Raw genomic sequence first — 25866 nt, 5'->3', positions numbered from 1 at the left:
TAGTTGCCAAAAGGAAACGGTAGGGGAAGGAGAAAGTTTATTGGATGATACAATGATCAGAGCATTAAATTGTCCAACCATTGTATCATCAGATCATCCAATCATTAATTAACGGTTAGTGCTTCCACCGCATTATCCACCCGTCCCGGATAGCTGATGAGCGCCTCTTCCAGGCAATCCATAGCTGCTTCCAGGTCCGTGGTATTCAATACGTAGGCAATACGCACTTCGTTGTGCCCCAGACCGGGCGTCGCGTAGAATCCCTGTCCCGGCGACAGCATGACCGTTGCGCCGTCCAGTTCAAATTCTTCCAGTAGCCACTGGCAGAACGCATCGGCATCGTCGATGGGGAACTGAGCAAAACAATAGAATGCGCCACCCGGTTTGTAACTCGTCACACCCGGCATCGCCTGCAGGCGACGGTAGACGGTCTGACGACGGTTGTCGTACTCCTCTTTGACGTTAGACAGGTAGTTCTCCTCCACATCCAGGGTCGCTTCGGCAAAGATCTGGGCCAGACCCGGAGGGCTCAGCCGCAGTTTGGCAAAACGGGATGCAGCATCCCGGACCTGCTGGTTGTAGGTAACGATGGCCCCGATACGGGCACCGCAGGCGCTGTAGCGCTTGGAGATGGAATCGATCACTACGACGTTCTCCTGGATATCCAGCAGGTTCAGCGCACTGAAAAACTCCTGATCGTCGTAGCAGAATTCGCGGTATACTTCGTCCACGAACAAAAAGAGGTCGTGTTTTTTCACAATGGAAGCCAGTTGCTTCAGCGCCTCTTTGGGATAAAAACACCCGGTAGGGTTATTGGGATTGGTAATGAATATCGCTTTGGTTCTCGGGCCGATGATGGCCTCAAAAGCTTCCGGATCCGGCAGGGCAAAGCCCGTATCGATGGTACTCGTGATCGGCTTGATCTTGATGTCGCCGATGTGCGCAAAACCGTTGTAATTCGCGTAGAACGGTTCGGGAATGATCACTTCGTCTCCCTTGTCCAGACAGCTCAGGAACATGAACTGGATCGCCTCCGAACCACCGGTGGTGACCATGATGTGCTCGGGTTCCAGATCGATGTCGAACTTTTTGTAATAACCAACGAGTTTTTGCCGGTAAGATGCGTTACCTTCTGCCGGGCTGTAGGCCAGTATCTTAGTATCCGTCGCTCGTACCGCCGCCATGGCCGCCGCCGGAGATTCGATATCCGGTTGACCGATATTAAGATGATAAACTTTTTTTCCCGCCGCTTTTACCCGGTCGGCAATGGGAATCAGTTTGCGAAAGGGCGACAATGGCGTCTGCTCCCCTCGCTTAGAAACAGAAGGCATTTGTTAATAATTTAGGTTAAAAAATGCAAATTAGGGCCAAAGATAGACTTATTTACAGCTTGGTAAAACCCTCTGACACTTAATCAGTTCGCTGCGATCGTGCAAAAATGATCATATATCTAAGCGGTAAAGGTTGGGATTGGAAGGTAAATGATTGACAATTAGATGGATAATGTTCACTTATTTACGGCCCGGGCTGACCTTTTTCTCCGACTTACTCCCGCACTAATCTGAATTTTTAATACATTTAGTACCCAGAAACGGCGGATTTACGCCGGGGAAACTTAAACGACATGAAAAATCTTACTCTGCTGCTGCTCTGCATCGGAACGATGGTCCATTGGAGCTGCAATGACATAACCAGCCTGGTTAATATCGTATCTCCCAACGAAAAGATCTCGGTAGAGTTCGAACTGGACGACACGGGCGCCCCGGTTTATCTGGTTCGCTACGAGGATGAGATCGTGATCGACCGCTCCCACCTGGGGCTGGAATTCCGGGATCAACCCGCCCTGATGCAGGGATTTGAGGTGGCCGAACGCAGTACCGATATTGTCGACGAAAGCTGGGAAATGCCCTGGGGAGAACAGCGGACGGTCCGGAACCACTACCAGGAGATGCGGGTCCGCTTGCGGGAAAAGGAAGCGCCGGCGCGCGCCATGAACCTGTACTTCCGCGCCTACGACGACGGGGTGGCCTTCCGCTACGAACTGCCGGAGCAGGAAGGTGTCGATACCGTCATCATCACGGATGAACGCTCCGGTTTTCAGCTTACCGGCGACCACAGTTGCTGGTGGATCCCCGGCGACTGGGATAGCTACGAGCATCTGTACAATACTACCAAATTCAGTGAGATCGATGCCCTGGCCAAGCGGAACCATCCGAATCTGGCCCAAACCTATATCCCGGAAAATGCTGTCAATACGCCGATCACGATGCGCACCGCATCCGGTCTGCACCTGAGCTTCCACGAAGCCAATCTGACGGATTATGCCGGTATGACGCTGAAAGTAGATCCGGAACAACTTTCGCTGGAAAGTGAACTGGTTGGCTCCAGCCGCCACGGCTATAAAGTGAAACGGGCCCTGCCCTTCTTCACCCCCTGGCGCAGTATCCAGATCAGCGATGATGCGGCCGGACTGATCGAATCCAAACTGATCGTCAACCTGAATGAACCTAATCGGCTTGGGGATGTAAGTTGGATTAAACCGATGAAATACGTCGGTATCTGGTGGGAAATGCACCTGGGAAAATCCAGTTGGGACCTGGCCAGCGGAAAACACGGCGCAACTACCGAAAACGCCAAAGCGCATATCGATTTCGCCGCCGCCAACAATATCGGTGGGGTACTGGTGGAGGGCTGGAATACCGGCTGGGAACACTGGATCGGTTTTGAGGATCGCGAAGGCGTTTTTGATTTCGTCACACCCTATCCGGATTACGATCTGCAGGAGGTGGTGCGCTACGCCCGGGAAAAAGGAGTGGAAATGATCATGCACCATGAGACCTCGGCCGCTCCGCGCACCTACGATCAGCAACTCGATACGGCCTACGCCCTGCTGGAAGAACTGGGGATCCATTCGGTAAAATCCGGATACGTGGGGCCGATCATTCCGAAAGGGGAGCACCACCACGGCCAGTTTATGGTACAGCACTTCCGGCGGGTACTGGAAAAGGGAACTGAGACCCAGGTGGCCATTAATGCGCACGAACCGATCAAACCCACGGGGCTGCGGCGCACCTATCCGAACGCCATTTCCCGGGAAGGCCTGCGGGGACAGGAATTCAATTCCTCTTCCGTGGAAAGGGGGAACCCCGCTGAGCACTTGCCGATCGTGGCCTTCACGCGCATGCTGGCCGGCCCGATCGATTTTACCCCCGGCATGTTCCGGATCAAACTGGCGCCCTACAAGGACAGCAGTCAGGTGAATACCACGCTGGCCCAGCAACTGGCGCTGTACGTGGTGATCTACAGCCCGATCCAGATGGCCTGCGATCTGATCGAGCACTACGAAGGGCAGCCGGCCTTCCAGTTTATCCGCGATGTGGGCGTCGACTGGGACGAAAGCCGGGTGCTGAACGGGGAAGTGGGAGACTTTGTCACCATCGCCCGGAAAGAACGGGAAACCGGCAACTGGTTCGTCGGCAGCATTACCGACGAAGAGGCCCGGACGGTGGTCATCGATTTCAGTTTCCTGGAGGAAGGGCAGCAATACAAAACGACGGTGTACCGGGACGGCGCAGATGCCCACTGGGACCGCAATCCGACCAGTATCGAGATCGAAACGATCGAGGTGAATGCAGCTACCGTCGATACCTTCCAACTGGCGCCCGGCGGGGGGCTGGCCATCAGTTTATTGCGGCAATAGGGGCGTTGCCAAATCCAAATATCCGGCCTTCAACCGATCTTTTGGGGCGTTTTTTAGATTTAAGCTATAGACGGAAGCATTTGGTTAGCTATTGCACGAGTGGTTGATAATCAGTTGAAAAAGGTGTGCAGGCTGGCCCGGAGTGCTCCAAAATTAAAAGCAAAGATCTTATGAAACACCTCATTTGGATAATATTGGCTGTAGCATTTATACAATGCCGGCCGGACGTGGAATTTAACGGCGGGCTGCAGGAAATGGTCCGCGGCAGGGGCGTGGAAATGGACGGCGATCAGCTCGACTCCTCCTTTCTCACGGCGGGGGATCAACTCTATATGGTCGGTCACCAGGACGGTGGTTTCCCGGAATTAAGCCGGCAGGATCCGCAGGAATCGGAAGGTATCTGGGATCACCCGATCAAGCTGATGGACGGTTTTGCCGCATCGGTTTACTGGGAGGACGAATCCGCCTGCCTGATCAAAGCCGACACTTTTGTCAGTTACCCCTTTGCCACCAAGCACCTCTACACCAGTTTGCCCCACGGACTGGCGGTGCAGCGTTTTCAATTTATACCGGATAGAAAAGAAGCCCTCGTCGTGGAGTACAATCTCAGTAATTCCACCAATGAGGATCAGGTGATCAATTTTGCCTGGACCGGATTTTCGGACCTGCGTCCCGCCGCCAACGCCAATGACGGCACGATGACCGACGGGCCGGACCGGGCCACCTGGGAAGAAGACATTCAGGTATGGTCCGTTGTGGACGTTGACAACGGCTGGTACCTGGTACTCGGATCCAGTGCACCGCAAAGCGGTCGCTCGACGGAAGTGGTCAATTGCGGTTACCGTCCGAACGGCCAGGGGACAGCCGTCACCCTGGAATTTTCCATCAAAATTCCTGCGAACAGTACTTTCAATTTACCGATCACCATCGCTGCATCGCGTTTTGCCCTGGAAGAAGCCAAACAGACTTTCGCCCAGGTCAGTCAGGAATCTTCCCGTTTTTTGCGGGAAAAACAAATGCGTTACGATTCCATCACGGCTCAGCGTAACCAGATCCCCGTACCGGAGGATCATTTACAACTGGCACTGGATCACTAAGAATAAGCACTCAAGTCTCCGCAGGGCAGGGGAAAAGAGAAAGGAAGGCAGTTTGCAAAAATTGATTTAAATTTGAATAGCAAATTTATTTCAAGTCATGAAGCATCCTAACCAATTGATCCTTATCTTTTTAATCCTGAATTGTTTCGCTGTTACCGCGATGGGGCAGAGTACCTCCCCGGGCTTTCTGATCTCGCTGGAGGGAGATACCATTGCCGGTACGATCCGTACGGTCGGCTGGAGACAGGCTCCGGATCTGATCAACCATTTTATCGTGGAGACCGGGGAAGCGACTCCCGCAAACTGGGAGGCCAAAGACATCCGGCAGTATACCATCGGTGTTTTACCGGGAGCTACCCGGGGGAAGGGCAGGACCTTCTACGCCAAGGTGTGGCCGCACAACGGGATGCGGCAATTCCTGGAACCCCGGGAGGCCGGAAAAGCCCAGCTATTCGTCGTTCCCGATCCGCAGGCGCTGCCGGACCGTAAAAAGAGCTCCGAAAGGGTGGTCTTTGATCCGGATTTTCAGGCTTCCCGCGACGATGCCTATTACGTGTCCTCGGAGGATACGGAACTGGTGATCCGCCTGGAAAAGGAAAATTACGATCTGATATTGAAGCAGGTCCTCAAGGATTGCCCCTCCGTCACGGATAACATCGGGCAAAGAAAATTCCGCTTTAACAATCTGGAAAAGATCATTGCGCTGTATAACTCCTCCTGCGAGTAGGAGAGGGGCTATCCGATATTCCCGCCCAGCCAGATCAGCAGGAACTGCAAGACCATCATGCCGTCCACGATGCCGCTGAAAAAATAGTCGTGGCGTTCGGGATCCGTGATTATCACCACGGCACCGGTGATCAGCAGACTGCTGATCAGGCCCGCAAAGCCGCCGTCCGAATAGGCATCCAGCCGGTAGGTAAAGGCGGCAAAACCGGCACTGATCACCAGTGCAACGATCGCCAGGATCTTGGATCTGCGTACGCCCAGCACGGCCGGAATGGTCTGTACGTGGTTGGCCCGGTCAATTTCCAGATCCCGGATATCAAAGGGCAGCGTGATGGCAAAAATGAAGAAGATCCGTTCCAGGAACAGGAACAGCAACGGAATGTTGTATTCCAGGCCCAGTTCGAGCGCCGGAATGTAAACGGTGATCCAGGACCAGCAGATCGCAATAAGAAAGATCTTGATGTAATTGAAATCCCGCAGCCTGCGGCCACGCCCGAAGATCGGGAGCACATAGCCCATAGAGATCAGAGCTACCGGCACCAGCGACCACCAGACCTTCCAGGGGAGCTGCCAGGAGAACCACAGGGTGCCTACGCCGGAAAGCAGGGCGTACAGCCCGATATGGGTCTGAAAGCGTTCGATCACAAAGTACCGGCCTTTATCCTTGAATCCTTCGGCCCGACTGAGCCCGACCAGCCGGTGCATGGCGTATAACAGCAGCGTGGCAAAGAACACAAAAGCGCCCAGCGGCTGGAGCTGAAACTCACCGGTAAGCACCAGTTGCGTATGCCAGCACATGGCCGCCGCACAGGCCGCGATCCATAAGTTGCTGTATAAGATCAGGTTGATGAGTGGTCGTAGCACAATACTCGGTCTTCAGTCTGGGGTACCCGGCTACTGCCTGCTTGTTCGCCGAAAGCCGTTTACCGACAGGAGCGCAACTGCTTACGGCCGGATCGGCGCATCTGACCGGTCCCGCTGAGAGTGGTTGCGATACACTCCTCCTTCTTCCTTACGGGAAATGCACAAAATAGCGCCGTACTCCAGCGGATGTGCTCCGTAAAAACCGCTTCCGAATACCTCAAAAATATTTAAAATTATGGCCGTTCTCAATTTTGAGCAGGGTTTCGTAGATCAGTTTGATTACGTTCTTCACATCATCCTTGTGGGCCATTTCTACGGTCGTATGCATATAACGCAGCGGAAGGGAGATCAGTGCGGAAGGAACCCCTCCGTTGGAATAGGCAAACGCATCGGTATCCGTGCCGGTACGCCGCGAGGACGCTTCCCGCTGGATGGGAATATCGTTGGCTTCGGCCGTTTCGATGATCAGACCGAGCAATTTGTTGTGGACGGCCGGAGCGTAGGTCACGGACGGACCTTTGCCGGTACGTACATCGCCGTGCTTTTTGGGTTTGATCAGCGGCGTATGGGTATCGTGGGTAACGTCCGTAACGATGGCGACGTGCGGCTTGATGGTGGCGGCGATCATCTCGGCTCCGCGCAAACCGACTTCTTCCTGTACGGCGTTGACGATGTATAAACTGTAGGGGAGTTCGATCTCATTCTCCCGGAGCAGTCGGGCTACCTGGGCGATACAGAACCCGCCCATGCGGTTATCCAGGGCCCGGCCGACGTAGTAGCGATCGTTCAGCACGAGCATTTCGTCTTCGTAGGTGATCACACAGCCTACATGAATGCCCATCTGTTCCACTTCTTTTTTGGAATCGGCACCCACGTCGATAAAGACGTTGTGCGGCTGGGGAGTCAGTTTGGCATCTTCACCGGAGCGGGTGTGGATGGCCGGCCAGCCGAATACGCCCTTGATCACGCCCTTGGGCGTATGGATATTGACCCGTTTGGAAGGAGCGATCACGTGATCGGACCCGCCGTTGCGTACTACATTAATGAATCCGTCGTCGGAAATATGGTGCACAAACCAGGAGATCTCATCGGCATGCCCTTCGATCACCACGCGGTAGTCCTTACCCGGATTGATCACTCCGTAGACCGTACCGTAGTTATCCAGTTGCCATTCGTCGATGTAAGGTTTGATATATTCCAGCCAAAGTTGCTGACCGGGCGCTTCAAAACCAGTGGGAGAGGGATTATTAAGATATTTTTCCAGAAAAGCCTCAGCATCCTTTGTAATGAGCTTCATGTAGTTTTTTCTTGTTGATTTTGGTTTCCGTTGCTACAGAGTTATAGTTCAAAATTAATAATATACTCTGATTCGGAAAGATTTTAATGTGAATAAAGTGATCGGGAGGCAGGCGCCGGCGGATATACCAATTAGCGGCTTTTGCTTCTGATCACCTAATTACTAAACCGGATGCTCCAGGCTTTTGGATCCTGTTGCCACTCCTGTAGTGTCTTTAACTGGTCGTTAGTGATGTATTTCTGGTTCTTGGCCTCTTCCAGCAGAACGGGGTAGCTGCTGAGCGTACCAAAGGGGCAGGAGGCGGCTTCAAAGGCCGATTGGGCCTGGGGAAAACCGTAGGTAAAGATGGCCAGCACACCGCTGACCTGATATTTCGCTTCCCGGAGCGCTTCTACTGCGGCCAGACAACTGCCCCCGGTAGAGATGAGGTCTTCGATCACCAGGAGTCGGGCGCCGGAGGCCATTTCTCCTTCGATCATGTTCTGCCGGCCGTGCCCTTTGGCCTTGGAACGAACGTAGATGAAGGGCAGTCCCAACCGGTCGGCCAGCAGCGCTCCGTGGGGAATACCGGCAGTAGCTACTCCGGCTACGCCGTCAACGGGGCCGAAATCGGCTGCCTTTTCGACGAAACAATCGATCAGGAAACTCCGCAGATCGGGATGAGACAGGGCCAGCCGGTTATCGCAATAAATGGGAGACCGTAGCCCGGAGGCCCAGGTAAATGGGTTTTGCGGGTTCAGCTTAATTGCATTTATTTGCATCAATCGTTTGGCTACTTCGGCTGCAGTACTCATATCCGGGAATTTTCTGAGAGACTGTTTGAAAACTTCTGCTGCCGGAGAAAAACCCGGATTTTGGCGTCAATTGAAAGCTATTTTTCACTGCATAGCCCAGCTACGGAGTTAAAAATAGGTGCAAAGTGGCGGCAAAAGCCGCGTTTTGTAACCCAGTGAGAGGTTTTCAAACAGTCTCTGAGCGTCAATTAAAGGCAGCAAATGTACAAAATCTATATAAATGATACTCCGCTATTATTGATCCTTCAGCCGGAATCGGGCCTTCCGCCGGCCGGGGAGGACGATTTGGTGGCCCGCTATCCGGGAAAGTCCAAATTTCTGCTCCACTACGTGAACATGCTGGAAAATACCCGCCGCTGGGATCAGATCCGTCTGTTCAGTCCGGATCCGGCGGGCATGTGGTCGGATTTTCAGAAGCATTTCGACCGCGAAGAGACGGCCGGACTGGTGATCACCAACGATAGTGGAACCATGCTGTTCCGCGTAGACGACTCCCGGCGCAGTTTGCCAGTCAGCGAGATAGCACCCGGCTGCACCGCGGAAGAAACGGCCCGGGAAATTGCCCGGGATCTGACGGGAATTGACGATTGGCCGGCAAGTAGCGAACTCCCGGCCACCTACCGTACCCTGCGGCGGGAAAAACGGCGTATCCTGCAGCGGACCCACTGGTATCGGATGACCCCGGAGCGGGAGCTACCCGACCTCGACCCGGAAAGTTTTGAGTGGGTGACTGCTGATGCTATCCGGCAAATGCCCTCCTCGATCCCGGCGCACATTCGATCTATACTGACGTAAGACCGCTTGGGTGCGGAGGGCTTAGGCCCCGTCCGGAGTGATTGAATTGGGGTACCGTAAAGACGGACCGAAGGGATTTCGGAAAATACCCAATCACTTTGTGCCGGGAAGATATTTCCGGAGTAGGGTGATTCGTGCCGAATACCGTCATGATTATAGCGGATATTTCGTGGCTTAAGCTTATATTTGCCGCTGCATGGCAAACCAGAAGGTTCGTCATACGTTACCCTATAGGAGATGATTGCTTATCTTCCACTACAAATCGCCAACTTGGCTAAAACTCATAAGAAAAGATGGATACAGCTGTTGAAAAAAAGAAAAGAGGTAGAAAGAAAGCAAACCAGTATAGTAAAGAAACTTATCTGGAGTGGTACGAATTGATGCTGCGCATTCGCCGTTTCGAGGAACGGGCTCTGATGATGTACGGTCAGCAAAAAGTACGTGGTTTCTGTCACGTTTATATCGGACAGGAAGCTCTTGCGGCCGGTATTGAATCTGCCATCCGTAAAGAAGATGCGATCGTGACGGCTTACCGCCAGCACGGGATCGCTCTGGGACGCGGTGTGACTTCTAACGAAGCTATGGCCGAGTTGTTCGGTAAAGAGACCGGTATCGTGAAGGGTAAAGGTGGTTCCATGCACTTCTTCTCCGCCGAGAATCGCTATTTCGGAGGTAACGGTATCGTGGGGGCTCAGATCCCCATCGGCACGGGAATTGCCTTCGCCGAGCAGTATCGGGGTACCGATAATCTGTGTGTGACCATGTTTGGTGACGGTGCTGCCCGCCAGGGTGCGCTGTACGAATCTTTCAACATGGCCATGAGCTGGAAACTTCCGGTACTTTATATCGTAGAGAACAACGGTTACGCCATGGGTACTTCTGTAAAGCGGACCTCCAACGTAACCGAGCTGTATAAGATCGGTTCGGCTTTTGATATGCCGAGCGAAGTAGTGGACGGGATGACGCCCGAATCCGTACACGAAGCCATCACCAAAGCGGCGGAACACATCCGCGCGGGCAAAGGTCCTTACTTCCTGGAGATCCGGACCTATCGCTATAAAGGACACTCCGTTTCCGACCCGGCCAAATACCGGACCAAGGAAGAGGTGAAAGAATACATGGATCGCGACCCGGTGAAGCAGACCGAAGCCAAGATTCTGAAGGAAGGTATCGCTACCGAAGAGGAGATCAAGGAGATCAAAGCAAAAATTAAAAAAGAGATCGACGAAGCCGTGAAGTTCGCCGAAGAGTCCGATTACCCGGATGCTTCCGAACTGTACACTGACAACTACGTACAGAAGGATTATCCCTTCATTCGCGACTAGGATTTCTTAAAAAATATACCCTACGGTGAGTATCAGTTTTGCAGGTACTCACCGTTTTTTATTGCGGAAGGTGCAACATTCAATAAAGTTTGTTTATTTTTGCGTGGCTTTTTTGGAGCTCGTAAATGTAAGTGCTTATTAATCAAGCGAAAATAAGATTTTGAACCAATGGCAAGAAGAATAAAGAATCGGAAGCAAGCGGATGAGACCTTAGTGGATATCGTGGAGGTACGCGATCAGGCGCAAGGTTTTTTTGAGAAAAATCAGCGTCTGGTGTTTGGTTTTGGTGTGGCCCTGATCCTCGTTTTCGGCGGCCTGCTGATCTATAAGAATTTCTATCAGGCCCCACGTGAAGCGGAGGCCATTGATCAAATGAACCTGGCTCAATATCAGTTTGAGCGCGACTCTTTCGCACAGGCACTGACCAGCCCGGGCGTGGGTAGCAGCGGTTTTCTGGATATCATTGACAACTACGGCGGTACGGAAGCAGCCAACCTGGCGCACTACTACGCCGGTATCAGCTATCTGAACCTGGGGCAATTTGAAGCCGCAGCCGATTATCTGGAAGATTACGATCCTTCCGGAGATATTCTCCCGGTGATGAAATTCGGAGCGCTGGGCGATACCTACTCCGAACTGGGACGTATGGACGACGCACTGAGCAGCTATAAAAAAGCCGTCAACCAGAGTGATAACTCGGTACTGGCTTCTTACTACCTCAAAAAACTGGGGATGCTGCACGAAAAGCAGGGCGATCTGGAAGCAGCCCGGGAAGCTTACGAACAAGTAAAAACGGAATATCCCGATTCACCCTACGCATCGGATATCGATAAATACCTGACCCGCGTGGCTGACGCCAGCTAAGATCGCCGGCAGGAAGTTCTATTGAAGGAAAATTCTTTGGCAAAAAAAGGTGAGACCGTTCAAACAGTCTTACCTTTTTTTGTTTATTAACGTAAGCGTGCCGCTTGCCGGCCGCTCGTCAGAACAATTTTTGCAGAAAGAGAGGTGATAATCCTGCCCTCTGGGCTACTATCTTAATGAAAGCCCGGTGGCGAGTGCAGGGCTGAGCTTATGACCCGTTCCGGTGTTACTCTCGGGCTGTTCGTTCAGCGTGGAGCGTGTCCTTTTCCTTCCGGGTATTCCATCACCAACTCACGGATAAAAAACAATTCAACATGGCAAGTGCACTGAAAAATTTGTCCCAATACGACGAAAAAAATATTCCTTCCGCGGAGGAAATGAGCTTCGGAATTATCGTTTCGGACTGGAATTCGGAAATTACCCACGCGCTCTACGAAGGCTGTTTTGAAACCCTGGTCAAGCACGGAGCCGATCCCGTAAAGATCCATACCGTGCAGGTACCGGGCGCTTTCGAATTGCCGAGCGCCGCCAAGATGGTAGCCAGCTACCTCAATCCGGATGCCGTGATCTGCATCGGCTGCGTGATTAAGGGCGAGACCAAGCACGATGAGTACATCAACAACGCGGTCGCTACCGGCCTCACCAATCTGGGCATGGCCATGGGCAAGCCTTTCATCTACGGTGTACTGACGCCCAACACGGAAGAACAGGCTAAAGAACGTGCCGGCGGCAAACACGGCAACAAAGGCGTGGAAGCAGCCGTAACCGCCCTGCGGATGGCGGCGTTAAAAAAAGAACTGAGCAAAAGCGGCAAGCGCCCTCTGGGCTTCAACTGATCGCTTCGCTACAGCGTTTACCAGAACAGCTGACTGACCGCCGAAACTTGGTATCCGCAGACCGGAAAGGAAACTACAGACTAACCAATAAATACCAATTATGAAATTAAGGATCATCGAAACCGGATTGTTTAAATTGGATGGAGGCGCCATGTTCGGGGTAGTCCCGAAAGTAATGTGGAAGAAGATCAATCCGCCCGATGACCATAATCTCTGTACCTGGGCCATGCGCTGCCTGCTGGTGGATACCGGCGACCGGCGTATCCTGATCGATACCGGTATGGGAGACAAGCAGGATGAAAAATTCCGCTCCCATTTTCATCCGCATGGAGATACGGATCTGCTGCTGTCTCTGGCCAATAAAGGTTACACGCCCGCCGAGATCACCGATGTACTGCTTACCCATATGCATTTTGACCACGTTGGCGGGGCCGTTCGTTACGTAGGGGAGGATCTGGTGCCGACCTTCCCGAATGCTACTTACTGGACGAGCGAAGCTCATTACAACTGGGCCATGGATCCGAATCCGCGGGAGGCGGCTTCTTTCCTCAAGGAAAATATCGAACCATTGCGGGAAGCCGGCCAGCTCAAATTCATCCCCGAGTCGGAAAAGGATGTAGAGTGGATACCCGGCATCCGGCTGCGTTTCGTTTACGGCCATACCGAAGCGATGATGTTGCCGATCATTACGTACAACGGCCGGACGCTCGTCTTTTGTGCCGATCTGATCCCTTCTGCCGGGCATCTGGGACTACCGTACGTAATGAGCTACGATCTGCGCCCCCTGAATACCATGGACGAGAAGAAACGAATGCTGGAAGAAGCACTGGAACACCATTACGTATTGTTCTTCGAGCACGATCCCCGGATCTCCTGTATCAGCATACAACGCAACGAAAGGGGCCGGATCGCCATGAAGGAAATGGTGGATGCGGAACAGCTTTTCGGCAGTTAGTGTCCGGTGGAAACGTTTGAATGTTAGAACGTTAGAACGTTAGAACGTTGGAAGGTGGAAATGTTGGAAGTATCCGGCCACAAAGTACCTAACCATCTTGGTGTCGTGCTTGTTGTTGCTTTCCGATGTTACGGTACTTTGTGACTGATCTTCTTATTTACTCTTGTAGGCCAGTAGTCGTAGGGCGTTGCCGACGACTACCAAGGTAGAGCCCTCGTGGGCGATCACCGCCGGTCCGATCTCCGCTACGCCCAACAGCGTCAGGGGTACCAGAATAGCTACCATTCCCAAACTGATCCAAAGGTTTTGTTTAATGATCCCCTTGGCTTTCCGGCTGAGACCGATAGCGAAGGGCAGGTTATCCAGTTTATCGGCCATCAGGGCGATGTCTGCGGTTTCCAGTGCGACGTCCGATCCGGCGGCCCCCATGGCGATGCCGACGGTACTTCTGGCCATCGCCGGTGCGTCGTTTACCCCGTCGCCGACCATTGCAACCTGACCTTCTTCCTGTTTCAATTTTTCAATGGCGGCCACCTTATCCTCCGGCAGCAGGCTGCCCATCGGGTCGGTAATCCCCAGCTCTTTTCCTACGGCGTCCGCTACCTTCTGGTGATCACCGGTGAGCATGATCATGCGGCGGATACCGCGTTCCTTCAGTTTTTGCAGGGTTGTTTTTGCTTCCGGCCGGGCGACATCCATCACACTGATCACGCCGAGGTAACGACCGTCTTCGTGCACGATCATCGCCGTATTTCCACCCGCTTCCAGTTCACTCATTGTCCGGTCAATATCCGATGGGATGGCTTCTCCGGTCAGTTCCCGGAATAATCTGCGGTTTCCGATATGGACGGTTTTGCCGGCCAGTTGGGCTTTGATGCCTCGGGCGGTTAGTGCCTCCAGGCCCTGGGCTTTCGGCAGCGCGTCGTCCTGGAGGATGGCCTCACCTCCTTCCACTATAGCGGCAGCCAGGGGGTGATCACTCAGTTGTTCTACGGGTACAGCCACCCGCAACAGCTCTTCCTCCGAGACCCCTTTCTGGGGAACTACTTTCGTTAATTTCGGTTTGCCTTCCGTCAGCGTTCCGGTTTTGTCAAAGGCCACGGCATTGAGGCTGCCGAGGTCTTCCAGCGGTCGCCCGCCTTTGATGAGAACGCCCTGGCGCGCGGCCCGGGCCACTCCGGCCAGAACGGCGCTGGGGGTAGAGATCGCCAGCGCACAGGGAGACGCGGCCACCAGTACGGCCATGGCCCGGTAAAAACTGGCCGAGAACGGTTCGTCGATCACCAGAAAGGCAAAATGCAGGAGCGCTACCAATACGAGCACCGCCGGCACAAAATAGCGTTCAAACTTATCGGTGAGGTGCTGGGTTGGAGACTTTTGGGTTTCGGCTTCTTTCACCATGGTCACCAGTCGGGAAAGCGTACTGTCCCGGGCGGGTTTGAGCACCTTTATCTCCAGAACGTTGCTGCCGTTGATGGTACCGGCAAAGGCCCGGTGTTCTGCTGGTAAGGTTTGCAGGTCCTGCTCCTGATTCGGATCGGATACGGCGTATTTATTTACCGGAACACTCTCTCCGGTGATCGGAGCCTGGTTGACGGCACTGTTCCCTTTGATTACGACACCGTCGGCCGCGATCTTGGAATTGGGCTTTACGACGATGATATCGCCCACTGCAAGCTGCTCTACCGCTACTTCTTCCAGTTCATCCTGCCTTTTGAGCAGGGCCGTGGGTGGGGCCAGTTCGGCCAGGGCGGTGATGGATTTCCGGGCCCGGTTCATGGCGTAATTTTCTAGGGCGTGCCCCAGACTGAAGAGGAAAAGCAAAAGGGCTGCTTCCTCCCATTTGCCGAGCGCTGCGGCTCCGGCCGCGGCCACCAGCATCAGAAAGTCTATTTCGAATTTGCCCTGACGGATGGTGGCAATCGCCTCCAGCAAGGTAAAATAACCACCGAGGATCAGGGCGATGATAAACAAGGCGGTCGTCACCCATTCTGCCCCAAAGCCAGTAAGAGAAAGAAGCAGCCCGGCTAGCCAGAATACCCCGCTACCGATAGCGAAATAGAGTTCCGTGTACTCGCCGAGAAAACCTCCGTGCTGATGATCGTGTCCGCCTCCGTGTTCCTGTTCGTCGTGATCGTGTCCATGATCGTGGTCGTGGTCATGATCATGGTCGTGGGCTTCGGACGGAACGGTTCCGGCATCTTCGACCAGGGTTAATCCGGACTGTTGAACGGCGTTCTGGATATCTGCTTCGGAGATCAACTGGCTGTCCCATTCAAGCCGCAGGCTGCCGGCAACCGAGGCTACCGCTTCGAGTATCCCTTCCCGGTCCAGCAGGTCGCGTTCAATACGACGGGCGTGCCGGGCGTGCCGGATCCCTTTTACATCCAGTAACGAATGGCGGAAACGCCGGGTCAGGCCGGCACCGCTTTGCTTCGCAATACTTTTTACTTTTTGCAGGGAGATAAGTTCGGGATCGTAGTGCAGACAGAGCCGGGCCGGATCTTTTCCTTCCAGGTGGGCCCGGTCAATACCACTTTCATCTTGTAAACGATCGATCAGACGGTCAACGCATTGGTCCTTTTCGTGGGGAATATCGGGTAGCAGTACGGGGAGCTCCAGTTGCAGTTTTTGCATGTACAGGGTGGTTTGGTGTTACAGCCTAGTTCTTTTTTTGTAAAACACCTGATGACGGCGGGATGTGCTTTTCCCACCCGGTCAATTCCGGATTTCCGGTAGCGTCACCCTTTATCTCAACTTTATCATTTTATGTAGCGTCCGGTAAATAGAATAAGAAAATGGACATTCTGGATTAATACCTGGCCAGGGCTACGCCCTTCGATGTAAACCCTGTTACTGATCTACAATTATTTTCGCAGCTACGCCACTGACATGGACAAGGGCATCGCCCTGGAGATAAAATGAGATTCCTCCATCAGGTGAAACGGCGAATTCAAAGAGTGATTTTAAGCCATCCGGTTGACGAGAGTACGTTTTAAGATTAGCTTACAGCTTTGCGAGGGCCGTGAGTCCTATCACTGAAAATGCTGAAATCCAGGGTTTCTCCGGCAGCAGAAGTTTTCAAACTTCTCCTATTTTTCCAGCAGCCATCCCAAAATGTTTTGAGATGGCTGCTGAATTTCTTGAAACTGCTTATCCTATACTTGACAACATGTGACTTTGTGCAGTATAACTAACTCAACCCCAATCAGGGATCTGCAGTACCCTAATACCCCTTGGCGTCATCATCCGTATTGCGGGGATCGGCTACGCCGTGCAGCCGGCCGTCTTCCAGTACCTGGATCGCTTTCACCTTGGCGATGGACTGTACTTCGCGGAAACTGTGCCCCATGCCTTCCAGAGCCGTTTTCAGCTCCGGCGAAAAGCCGCCCTCTTCCACCATGATCACGTCCGGCAGCCACTGGTGGTGGAACCGTTTGGCGCCGACGGCCGCTTCCAGATCCATACCGAATTCGGCTACATTCAGGAAAACCTGCATAACGGCGGTTATTATGGTCGAACCGCCGGGAGTACCGAGTACCATAAACAACTTGCCGTCCTTTTCAATAATGGTCGGCGTCATACTACTGAGCATACGCTTGTTGGCGGCCACGGCGTTGGCTTCGGCGCCGATCAGCCCGAATTGATTAGGAACGCCGGGTTTGACACTAAAGTCGTCCATTTCGTTGTTGAGGAAAAAACCGGCACCGTCTACCCAGACCTTACAACCGTAGTTGGAATTGAGCGTCGTGGTGACGGACACGGCATTGCCGGCGCCGTCCACCACGGAAGTATGGGTGGTTTCAAAACTTTCGATGCCAACGGTGAAGTTACCCGCCAGGATATGATCGCTCGTAGTAGCGCTGTCGGTCTGGAAATTCAGCATGCGATCCAGCAGGTACTGGTCGGCCAGCAGTGAATCGATCGGCACGGGATAAAAGTCCATATCTCCCATATGCTCGGCCCGGTCGGCGTAGGCGCGTCGGGCTACTTCCGCCATCAGGTGGACGGCCTCCCGCGAATGAAAACCGTAGTCAGACAGCGGATAGGGTTCGAGCATCTTCAACATCTGCAGCAGGGCCACCCCGCCGCTGGAGGAAGGCGGCATCGAGATCACCCGGTATTGTTTATAGGTATCCGTCAGGGGCGTACGCCATTTCGCCTGGTAATTCTGGAGATCCTGCGGAGTGATGATGCCGTTGCCTTCGGCCATTTCATCCGCGATCAGGCGGGCCGTCTCGCCACCGTAAAATCCGGCAGCACCCTGATCCCGGATACGTTCGAGTGTCTGCCCTAATTCCGCTTGCATCAGCAGATCACCTTCCATCCAGTTTTCTTTCAGGAAAGGGTTGGGGGCTTCGTTGTATTTGTGAAAGTCCTCCTGGAAGCGGTTCAGCCGGTCGGCTTCTTCCTGGGAAACGCGGAAGCCTTCCCTGGCCAGCTCGATGGCCGGTTCGATCAATTGAGCGATGGGCAGCTTCCCGTATTGCTGGTGGGCAGCGAACATGCCGGCTACCGTACCGGGTACGCCGGCGGCCAGGTGGCCGCTGGTACTCAGGCCATCGATCACATTCTCCAGGCTGTCCAGATACATATTCCGGTTGGCGGCCGCCGGGGCCTTTTCGCGGTAGTCGAGACTGGCGGTCTGACCGTCGGATTGCCGGATCACCATGAAGCCGCCGCCGCCGATGTTACCGGCGCGGGGGTAGACCACAGCCATGGCAAATTGAAGCGCAATGGTGGCGTCCACCGCATTGCCTCCCTGCCGGAGCACATCGATCCCAACCTGGGTAGAAAGGGGGTGCGGACTCACGACCATCGCCGAATCTGCCACTACGCTTTGCGTAATATTATAGAGCGGAGTATCGGCCTTGCGGCACTGCAAAAAGAAGATTGCAGAAAAAAAAATAAAAAAAATGTAGCGTTGAAGTGTTTTTGGCACGGTGCTTGCTATTGTATTAAATGAACAAAAAAACTAATCTGTTAGAATGCATTGAAAAAGAATCTAAGTCGTTAATCCTTACTTTTCAATGAGTTGGGAGGAGGTTTAGGAAGCATGCATCAGCGGGTTATGAAAACTATTCCATAGCTCCCAAACCGATTCGATCTTAACAATTCCCAGTGTAAAATCTACTCTGTGTCGGGCTTGAAGTATGACCCTGTCCTGCTTCCTGGAAAGGCATAGTGTATCACGAGAATGAAGATCGTAAAAAAAACCGATTTGCTAAAAAATATAAGTGGATTCCTGATCGAGATGGGGATCCTGACCAACTTCAAAGGGATGAATGTGTTCCAGATTTGCAGTTGCGCGACGGCGCAGCTGGAAGGGTGTGGCCTATTTCTATAGGAGATGGATTATCACTAGTTGATGTTCCAAGGCTGCACCCCTTTTTTTCCCTTTTGTACTAAAATTTACCAGCAAATATTTACCCAATATCAAAACCATTCTACTCCGCTCTTGGGTCGTAAGCGGTTGTGGGATGGTTTTTTTGTTTTTGGTATAATGTTGGAAAGTGGAAACCTTGGAAAGTGTTTACGTCCGTAAGTGGATGGGTAGAGCAAACGACCATAAGTACGTCCCTATGATCGTTTGCTCCGGGCTGACCCTATTATCGACCTTAATCTATATTACTTTTCTACCGGGAGGTGCATACCGATCTGGTACGAAGCGCCTTGCTGATTATTTCTTCAGCAATTGCCGCGAGATCACCAGTCGCTGAATTTCCGAAGTACCTTCCCCGATCGTGCACAATTTGGCATCGCGGTAAAATTTCTCTACCGGATAATCCTTAATATAACCGTAACCACCGTGGATCTGTACCGCCTCATCGGCGATCTTTACGGCGGCTTCGCTGGCGTAGAGTTTCGCCATGGCCGAAAGTGTGGTACTGCTTTCTCCGGAATCCTTGATCCGGCCGGCCTTGCGCGTCAGCAATTCGGCGGCTTCGATCTGGGTGGCCATATCGGCCAGTTTGAAGCTGATGGCCTGGAATTTGGAGATCGGTTTGCCAAACTGTTCCCGTTCCTGCGCGTAGCGGAGGGACGCTTCGTAGGCGCCTTTGGCAATTCCCAGAGACAGAGCAGCGATCGAGATCCGGCCGCCGTCCAGTACTTTCATCGCCTGGATAAAACCGTCACCTTCCGATCCCAGCATCTGGCTTTTGTGGACCCGGCAGTTATCGAAGATCAGTTCGGCCGTTTCGCTGGCCCGCATACCGAGTTTATTTTCTTTTTTTCCGGAAGTAAACCCGGGCGTGCCCTTTTCGATCACGAAAGCGCTCATCCCGTGGCTGTCCAGCAGCTCGCCCGTACGAACGATCACCACGGCCACATCACCGGATTTCCCGTGGGTAATGAAGTTCTTGGCTCCGTTGATCACAAAGTGGTCGCCGTCCTTTTCGGCAACGCATCGCATCCGGGCCGCATCGCTACCCGTATTCGGTTCGGTGAGGCCCCAGGCACCCAGCCACTCGCCGGTAGCGAGTTTCGGCAGGTATTCCTGCTTCTGCTCATCCGATCCGAAAAGTAGGATATGATTGGTACATAAAGAGTTGTGCGCCGCCACGGACAGGCCGATACCGCCGCATACTTTGGCAATCTCTTCAATAACGGTAATGTATTCCTGATAGGACAGGCCGGCTCCGCCGAAGGTTTCGGGCACCAATACGCCGAGGAAACCGAATTCTCCCATTTTGCGGAACAGGTCCAGTGGAAAATGTTGTTCTTCGTCCCATTCCAATACATGGGGACGTATATAAGTTTCCGCGAAATCGCGGGCGCTTTCCTGGATTAATTTGAGGTTTTCGAGGGTTTCTACGTTCATGAAATCCTTTTTATATAATGCTTTAGCATATTAAATACGCCAAGCTGTGAAATTGTTCAATCAGTTGCGACCACCTTCCTCCGGTTCGGAGATCACTCCGGCCCGTTCGTCCCACTCCAGCGCCTCTTTCATTTTGTGGTAGATCTGGGTATTTTCGTAAATACCCGAAAAAAGCCGTGCGCCGGGGCCGTAGGCAAATACCGGGATCATGGCCGCGGTATGGTGGTTGGTGGTAAAGTCCAGCCGGAGCCGGTTCATTTTGGATTTGTCGTTGATAGCAACCCCTCCGGTCTCGTGGTCGGCCGTAACGATCACCAGGGTATCTCCGCGCTTTTTTGCGAATTCCAGGATCTGGCCGATGGCCCGGTCAAAGTCCAGCATCTCCTTGATCATCCACTGGGCATCGTTCGAGTGGGCCGCCCAGTCGATCTGGGAGCCTTCGATCATCAGAAAAAAGCCTTCATCGCTTTTCTGGGTCAGGAACTGCGCGGCGATCTGACTGGCGTAGGGCAAATAGTTACGCCCCAGGTTGACGCCCGAGGGTAAGTTCTCCGCCGTGAAAAAGGCAAACTTCTTACCGAGATCCATCCGGACCCGGTGCACGCTACCCTGGGTGTAATCGTATACGAGATAATCCTTGTCTTCCAGTTCCTTGCGCAGATTGCGCTTGTCAAAAGAGCGATCGATGAAGTAGGAGAGTCCCCCGCCGATAAAGATATCGATATCGGTCTCCAGAAAATCCGCTGCAATATTCTCGTTCATTACCCGCAACGGCTGGTGAGCGATGAAAGCCGCGGGGGTGGCGTTGGTGATCTGGGAGGTCACGACCATGCCGGTGGCCAGGCCGCGATCTTCCGCTTCTTCGAGGATGGAGTAACAGGGTAGGGTATCGGCGGTGAGGCCAATGGCATTATTGTAGGTCTTTACTCCACAGGCAAAGGCGGTTGCTCCGGCGGCAGAATCGGTAATGAGATCGCTGGCGGAGTGGGATTTGTGAAAGCCCACCACCGGGAATTGCTCCAGGTTCAGCCGGTTGTTGTTGCTGTACATGCCGGCGGAGATCTGACCCAGGCCCATACCGTCCCCGATCATCAGAATGACGTTTTTGGGCTTGGCCTGGATCGGAGCGGTGTACGAGGCGTCGACTACCGAAGAGGGGACCGGCTTACAGCCAAGTACGATCAATAGAGAAAAAATGTACCCTGCAAAGGTTCTGCTCCAAGGCATTATCCTTGATTTTAAAATGGTTAGCGTGCTAATTTACCCTGCTTACTTATCTAACTTGAACAAGCATGTAGCTCATTTGTTATAAAATTAAATTCTGTTTACAAATATTTAACTACCGGATGTTAGAATTTAATTTTGAATCATTGTAATTTTGAGGCCGATATGGCCACCGTAAGAAATGTACGTGTTCGGGCGGCTGTTCGGTCTTTGTTACGCTTATTTTTGAGCTAATTACAAAGGTAATGTTAAAATTTTAGTTTCAGGCAACTAAGCCAAAGCTGAATCGTCCTTATGAGTACAAGCTACTTTTTTATACCGACTGTTAAAAACTTTTTAAAAGCTTATTTTTTATGATCACCCGACTTACGTTACTTGCCCAAGCGGTGAGTAGATGGCTGGTTCTACTTGCCATGCTGGTATCTATTGGATCACCGGCGAATGCTTCACCTGCATCCGAAACTGATAACCGTCAAACGGTCTTCGACCTGCTATACGGGCAGGAGATCGTTGATGTCACCCTAGAAACGGACATGGTCCGGCTCATGGAGAACATCAAAACCGACAACTATCAATCGGCTATTTTTACCTTCAACAACAAACAAGGCGAATCTCTTTCCTTTCAGGCAGAAATCCGATCCCGCGGGAACTTCCGGCGCCGGGTCTGTGATTTTCCACCCATCAAGATCAAATTTCCTAAAGAGAAGTTAGTAGGAGCAGACATTAAACCGCATAACAAACTCAAACTGGTCACCCACTGTCTGGATGACCGCAACGCCGGCCAGGAAAATCTACTGAAGGAATATCTCGCTTACAAACTGTACCAGGAACTGACCGACCAGTCCTACCGGGTCCAATTGGTGCGCATCAGCTACGAAGACACCAAAGGCAAAGTCAGCCGGGTGAAGCGCTACGCGATCATCCTGGAAGACACCGATGAAATGGCCGAAAGACTGGGCGGCGAAGAGTGTGACTGCCTGAACCCGCAAAAAGAGCAACTCGACTTGCGGCTGGAAGGTATCCACGCTATGTACCAGTACATGATCGGCAACGAAGACTGGAGTATTGCCATGAACCGCAACCTGAAAATGGTGAAACCACTGGACGGACAGCACTGGAAACCGGTGCCTTACGATTTTGATTTCTCCGGTCTGGTCAATGCGTCCTACGCGTTACCCAATACCCAGATGGGACTGCGTTCCATTCAGGATCGCCTTTACCTGGGCATGCCGATCGCCGATACGGAACTGGAGTACCTGTTCGAATATTTTCGCTCTAAAAGAGGCGCTCTGGTGCAAATTGTAGAGGATTGCAAATTCCTCAGCCGCAACGGCCGGAACGAAGTGATCGACTACCTCGAAAGCTTCTATCTGACCATCGATCAGATGGAGGACGTGGTGAGCACCAATATGTATCAGGCCATGAGCAGCAGTACACCGCCGCTGGACGGCGACCGGAAAGGAATGAATTCCGGTAAATAAATACCGATACCTGCCGGCCTTTACCGGATAGGGGAGAGGGCGTTCTTGCTTGGCAAAGAACGCCCTCTTTTTTTGCTCAGGGGAAAGGTGTTGCAAAAGGATACGGTGGGAACTGCAACAGCTATAAGCATCCCGAAAGGCTGGAATTGGTAAGTTGGCGACCTGGAAAAATCGGGTGCCGGTTTTTTTCTTTACGAAAAACCGCTATTTTGAAGTTTATAACTCAATAGCTCTCTGATCATGCCTAAAACGCCCACGCTCTTAAGCATTCTGCTGGCTTTGACGCTAGCTGCTACGAATCTATTGGCCTACTCCCCGCACGCAGGATCTCCTCCGCCGGACCTAAACGTTCCGGTTTTTGTTTGTGATCGCGCTACCGATTCCCTGTCGCTGGTCCAGTTTTACCAGGCGCTGGACGGTCCCAACTGGAAGACTACCTGGGATCTGAACCAGCCTATGGAAACCTGGTACGGTATAACCTTAAACGCCGCCGGATGTGTAGAACGCATCTCCCTGGGCAATAACGGTCTCACCGGCACTTTAATCGATCTGAATTTACCGGAGTTGGACGAACTGTATCTGATCAATAATGCGATCGTCGGTTCGATCCCGGACTTTTCACAATTGCCTGCTTTGAGGAGTCTTTATTTATCCTTCAACGACCTAAGCGGGCCGGTACCGGATTTCTCCGCCTTGCCAATTTTGCGAAGCCTTTATTTATCGGGAAACGAACTGAGTGGTACAATCCCGGACTTTACCAGTTTACCGGCCTTATTTTATTTGGTGTTAGAACGCAACCAACTGGAAGGAGAGATACCGGACTTCTCCAATCTGTTTAATTTGCGAACGCTGGTTCTGGCGGATAACCAGCTTTCGGGCTGCCTGCCGGACTTCACCAATTGTGGGTCTTTAGACTTTATCCGGGTGGAGAAAAACGATCTTTCCTGTACCGTTCCGGCCTACGCGCATATCCTGGGCCTGGACATGTTGCTCCTGTACGATAATCAATTCACTTTCGAAGATATCCTACCGAATCTCGAAAGTATCCAGGCTCTGATCAACAGCAACCGCTTCGATAATCAGAGCCCGGATACGCTGAGGTACGAACCACAGCAGCAGATCTATGCGGATACCACCATCTATGCCCTGGATGGCATGCCGGTAACGATAGACCTGCAAATTGATGATACGGTTTCCACCAGTCAGTACGATTGGTTTAAGGACGGCGTGTATTTTCAGACCGTCATGGGGGATAATGAGCTTCATTTTGCCAACTTCACGGCCGCGGATGTGGGGATCTACCATTGCCAGATCACAAATCCCAATGCACCGGACCTGACGCTGGAAAGTAAACAGATCTTCCTGGAAATGGCTGGCGCTACTCCCTGCCGACAGGCAGATTCCCTGATGCTGGTCGATCTGTACCAGGCGCTGAACGGACCCGGCTGGACCAATAGTTGGGATCTCAATCAACCCCTGGAAAATTGGTACGGAGTGGAGCTGAATGTTTTTGGATGCGTGCTTACTCTGGACCTGGATTATAATCAGGTAGCCGGCGTATTGCCCACGCTGAATTTTGCCCAATTGAGGCTACTAGATCTGAGCCTGAATAATTTGAACGGCACGGATCTCTCCGGATTTGTCGGGACCTCCAGTTTGCCGAATTTGAGGGAGCTTAACCTTTCCTGGTGTAATTTATTTGGGACCTTACCGGATTTCGCGGGGATGCCGGAACTGGATGTCCTCAATCTGGATAAAAATAACTTTAGCGGGGAGATACCGGACTTTATAGCTTGCCCCAAGCTGAGCGCTATTGCTTTAGCGGAAAATGCTTTGACCGGTAGCATTCCCGGATTTTCCCACCTGACTGAACTTAGATTCCTGAATCTCTATCAAAATCAGTTGGACGGGCAAATACCGGAGTTCGCCAATGCGACTAAGCTGGAATATCTGGTGTTGGCGGATAATAAATTGAGTGGATGTCTGCCGGCTTTTGCCAATTCTCTCGAATTGAATACGATCATTGTAGCGATCAATGAGCTGGACTGTCTCATTCCCTACTACGGCCATCTTCCCAAATTGCGGGAGCTAAATTTCCGCACTAACCGGCTGACGTTTGAGGATATCCTGCCTACACTGGCCGATAATACGGCGCATATTACCGGCATCGGCGGTGGTCCGGTCGTGTACATTCCCCAAAAGATGGTGCCTTTGCCCCCAGTGGTCAGTAATTACGAAGGAGAATCGGTAACCATTGATCTACTGGTGGATGATGCGCTCTCCGCCAATGTGTACCAGTGGTACCGCGGAGAGAATCTCCTGCAGGAGATCCAGGGGAATAACGAATGGACCCTGGATAATCTGGAACTGGCCGACGCCGGTTATTACTACTGTGTGATCACCAATCCGGATTTGCCCGATCTTACGCTTACCAGTGAGGAGATACAGGTTTCCGTCAGTCCCCGGCCGGAATGTATGGATAATGTCCTTACCGTAAATGAAGATCCAATCCCCGAGGGAACCAGCTGGATAGCGGCGGATACCCTGAAATCCAGCGGCACGATCAGCATCGGTGCCGACGGGGTAACCTTCATCGCCGGGAAAACCATCCGCTTATTACCGGGTTTTCAGGCACCCGCCGGTTCGGTGCTCCGGGCTTACATTCTGGAGTGCGAACCGCCTGCTCCCGTACTCAACGCACCGGAAACCGGCACCCTTTCCGTTGCGGAGACCCCGTCCGGCATCGTTCCCGGGAAGGCGACACTTACGGCCTATCCGAATCCGGGGCGGCAACACATCCAGTTGCAATACTTTTTACCGCAGGCCACGGATCTTCAGCTGTTGATCACTGATCCAAACGGTACCGTGATCCGGAACCTGCACAACGATATTGCCAGAGGGGAGGGGAGTCACACCACTGCCTTGGACGTGACGGCCCTGCCGGCCGGGATCTACTACGTACATCTGGTGACCGGCCATGAAAAGATCACCACCCGGATCGTCGTATTTCATTGATACTATCGGTCGATAGGTACGATTCCCGATTGAATTAAACCCTCGCCTTCGTAGGATTAACCAATTGATC

18 protein-coding genes are annotated in these 25866 nt (G+C 52.6%); 10 read left to right on the top strand and 8 right to left on the bottom strand.

Annotated elements, in window-relative coordinates:
• Positions 1 to 104 precede the first annotated feature (104 nt).
• Positions 105 to 1331, bottom strand: a complete 1227-nt coding sequence (locus CRP01_RS17140) for a pyridoxal phosphate-dependent aminotransferase (RefSeq protein ID WP_099151302.1) — start codon at positions 1329 to 1331, stop codon at positions 105 to 107.
• A 293-nt stretch (positions 1332 to 1624) separates the two neighbouring features.
• Here CRP01_RS17140 and CRP01_RS17135 point away from each other — a divergent pair, with 293 nt between their 5' ends.
• From CRP01_RS17135 to CRP01_RS17125, 3 genes are all read left to right on the top strand, one after another.
• Entirely contained in the window at positions 1625 to 3700 is a 2076-nt protein-coding gene (locus tag CRP01_RS17135) for a glycoside hydrolase family 97 protein (protein ID WP_099151301.1), read from the top strand.
• Between the two features lie 170 nt (positions 3701 to 3870).
• Positions 3871 to 4797, top strand: coding sequence for a hypothetical protein (locus CRP01_RS17130; protein WP_099151300.1), 927 nt, complete (start codon positions 3871 to 3873; stop codon positions 4795 to 4797).
• 97 nt (positions 4798 to 4894) lie between these two features.
• The gene (locus CRP01_RS17125; protein ID WP_099151299.1) at positions 4895 to 5524 is read left to right on the top strand and encodes a hypothetical protein; all 630 of its coding nucleotides are present in this window, start codon (positions 4895 to 4897) and stop codon (positions 5522 to 5524) included.
• Positions 5525 to 5532: 8 nt separating this feature from the next.
• Here the strand turns inward: CRP01_RS17125 and CRP01_RS17120 are convergent, their stop codons facing one another.
• The 3 genes from CRP01_RS17120 to pyrE all read right to left on the bottom strand — a co-directional run bounded on the left by CRP01_RS17120 (position 5533) and on the right by pyrE (position 8478).
• Positions 5533 to 6387, bottom strand: a complete 855-nt coding sequence (locus CRP01_RS17120) for a UbiA family prenyltransferase (protein ID WP_143473418.1) — start codon at positions 6385 to 6387, stop codon at positions 5533 to 5535.
• A gap of 217 nt (positions 6388 to 6604) precedes the next feature.
• Positions 6605 to 7684, bottom strand: coding sequence for a M42 family metallopeptidase (locus CRP01_RS17110; protein WP_099151296.1), 1080 nt, complete (start codon positions 7682 to 7684; stop codon positions 6605 to 6607).
• Between the two features lie 155 nt (positions 7685 to 7839).
• Complete coding sequence (gene pyrE, locus CRP01_RS17105) at positions 7840 to 8478, bottom strand: orotate phosphoribosyltransferase (protein WP_099151295.1); 639 nt, start codon at positions 8476 to 8478, stop codon at positions 7840 to 7842.
• Positions 8479 to 8679: 201 nt separating this feature from the next.
• Between pyrE and CRP01_RS17100 the strand changes: the two genes are divergently transcribed.
• The 5 genes from CRP01_RS17100 (at position 8680) to CRP01_RS17080 (ending at position 13253) form a co-directional block, all read left to right on the top strand.
• Complete coding sequence (locus CRP01_RS17100) at positions 8680 to 9273, top strand: NUDIX hydrolase (RefSeq protein WP_099151294.1); 594 nt, start codon at positions 8680 to 8682, stop codon at positions 9271 to 9273.
• A 293-nt stretch (positions 9274 to 9566) separates the two neighbouring features.
• A complete protein-coding gene (gene pdhA / locus CRP01_RS17095) occupies positions 9567 to 10598 on the top strand; it encodes a pyruvate dehydrogenase (acetyl-transferring) E1 component subunit alpha (protein WP_099151293.1) in 1032 nt (343 codons plus the stop codon).
• Positions 10599 to 10766: 168 nt separating this feature from the next.
• Positions 10767 to 11462 carry a tetratricopeptide repeat protein gene (locus tag CRP01_RS17090; protein WP_099151292.1) on the top strand — a complete coding sequence of 232 codons (696 nt, stop codon included), beginning with the start codon at positions 10767 to 10769 and terminating at the stop codon, positions 11460 to 11462.
• 314 nt (positions 11463 to 11776) lie between these two features.
• On the top strand, positions 11777 to 12298 hold the full coding sequence (gene ribH / locus CRP01_RS17085; protein ID WP_099151291.1) for a 6,7-dimethyl-8-ribityllumazine synthase: 522 nt from the start codon (positions 11777 to 11779) through the stop codon (positions 12296 to 12298).
• 100 nt (positions 12299 to 12398) lie between these two features.
• The gene (locus CRP01_RS17080) at positions 12399 to 13253 is read left to right on the top strand and encodes an MBL fold metallo-hydrolase (RefSeq protein WP_099151290.1); all 855 of its coding nucleotides are present in this window, start codon (positions 12399 to 12401) and stop codon (positions 13251 to 13253) included.
• Positions 13254 to 13406: 153 nt separating this feature from the next.
• On the opposite strand, the gene CRP01_RS17075 is transcribed toward CRP01_RS17080, so the two are convergent.
• From CRP01_RS17075 to CRP01_RS17060, 4 genes are all read right to left on the bottom strand, one after another.
• Positions 13407 to 15890, bottom strand: coding sequence for a heavy metal translocating P-type ATPase (locus CRP01_RS17075; protein ID WP_099151289.1), 2484 nt, complete (start codon positions 15888 to 15890; stop codon positions 13407 to 13409).
• Positions 15891 to 16479: 589 nt separating this feature from the next.
• Positions 16480 to 18138 carry a gamma-glutamyltransferase gene (gene ggt / locus CRP01_RS17070; RefSeq protein ID WP_233752699.1) on the bottom strand — a complete coding sequence of 553 codons (1659 nt, stop codon included), beginning with the start codon at positions 18136 to 18138 and terminating at the stop codon, positions 16480 to 16482.
• 795 nt (positions 18139 to 18933) lie between these two features.
• On the bottom strand, positions 18934 to 20076 hold the full coding sequence (locus CRP01_RS17065; protein ID WP_099151287.1) for an acyl-CoA dehydrogenase family protein: 1143 nt from the start codon (positions 20074 to 20076) through the stop codon (positions 18934 to 18936).
• Between the two features lie 60 nt (positions 20077 to 20136).
• Positions 20137 to 21303, bottom strand: a complete 1167-nt coding sequence (locus CRP01_RS17060) for an alkaline phosphatase (RefSeq protein WP_233752698.1) — start codon at positions 21301 to 21303, stop codon at positions 20137 to 20139.
• Between the two features lie 350 nt (positions 21304 to 21653).
• On the opposite strand from CRP01_RS17060, the gene CRP01_RS17055 reads away from it, so the two are divergent.
• Together CRP01_RS17055 and CRP01_RS17050 are read left to right on the top strand one after the other, a co-directional pair.
• On the top strand, positions 21654 to 22781 hold the full coding sequence (locus tag CRP01_RS17055; RefSeq protein ID WP_099151286.1) for a hypothetical protein: 1128 nt from the start codon (positions 21654 to 21656) through the stop codon (positions 22779 to 22781).
• Positions 22782 to 23021: 240 nt separating this feature from the next.
• On the top strand, positions 23022 to 25796 hold the full coding sequence (locus CRP01_RS17050) for a T9SS type A sorting domain-containing protein (protein ID WP_099151285.1): 2775 nt from the start codon (positions 23022 to 23024) through the stop codon (positions 25794 to 25796).
• Positions 25797 to 25866 lie beyond the last annotated feature (70 nt).

Source organism: Flavilitoribacter nigricans DSM 23189 = NBRC 102662, from assembly GCF_002646595.1.
In the GTDB taxonomy this organism is placed as follows: domain Bacteria; phylum Bacteroidota; class Bacteroidia; order Chitinophagales; family Saprospiraceae; genus Flavilitoribacter; species Flavilitoribacter nigricans.
Note: the sequence above shows the minus strand (reverse complement) of the source record. Positions and strands in the feature narration are given on the sequence as shown.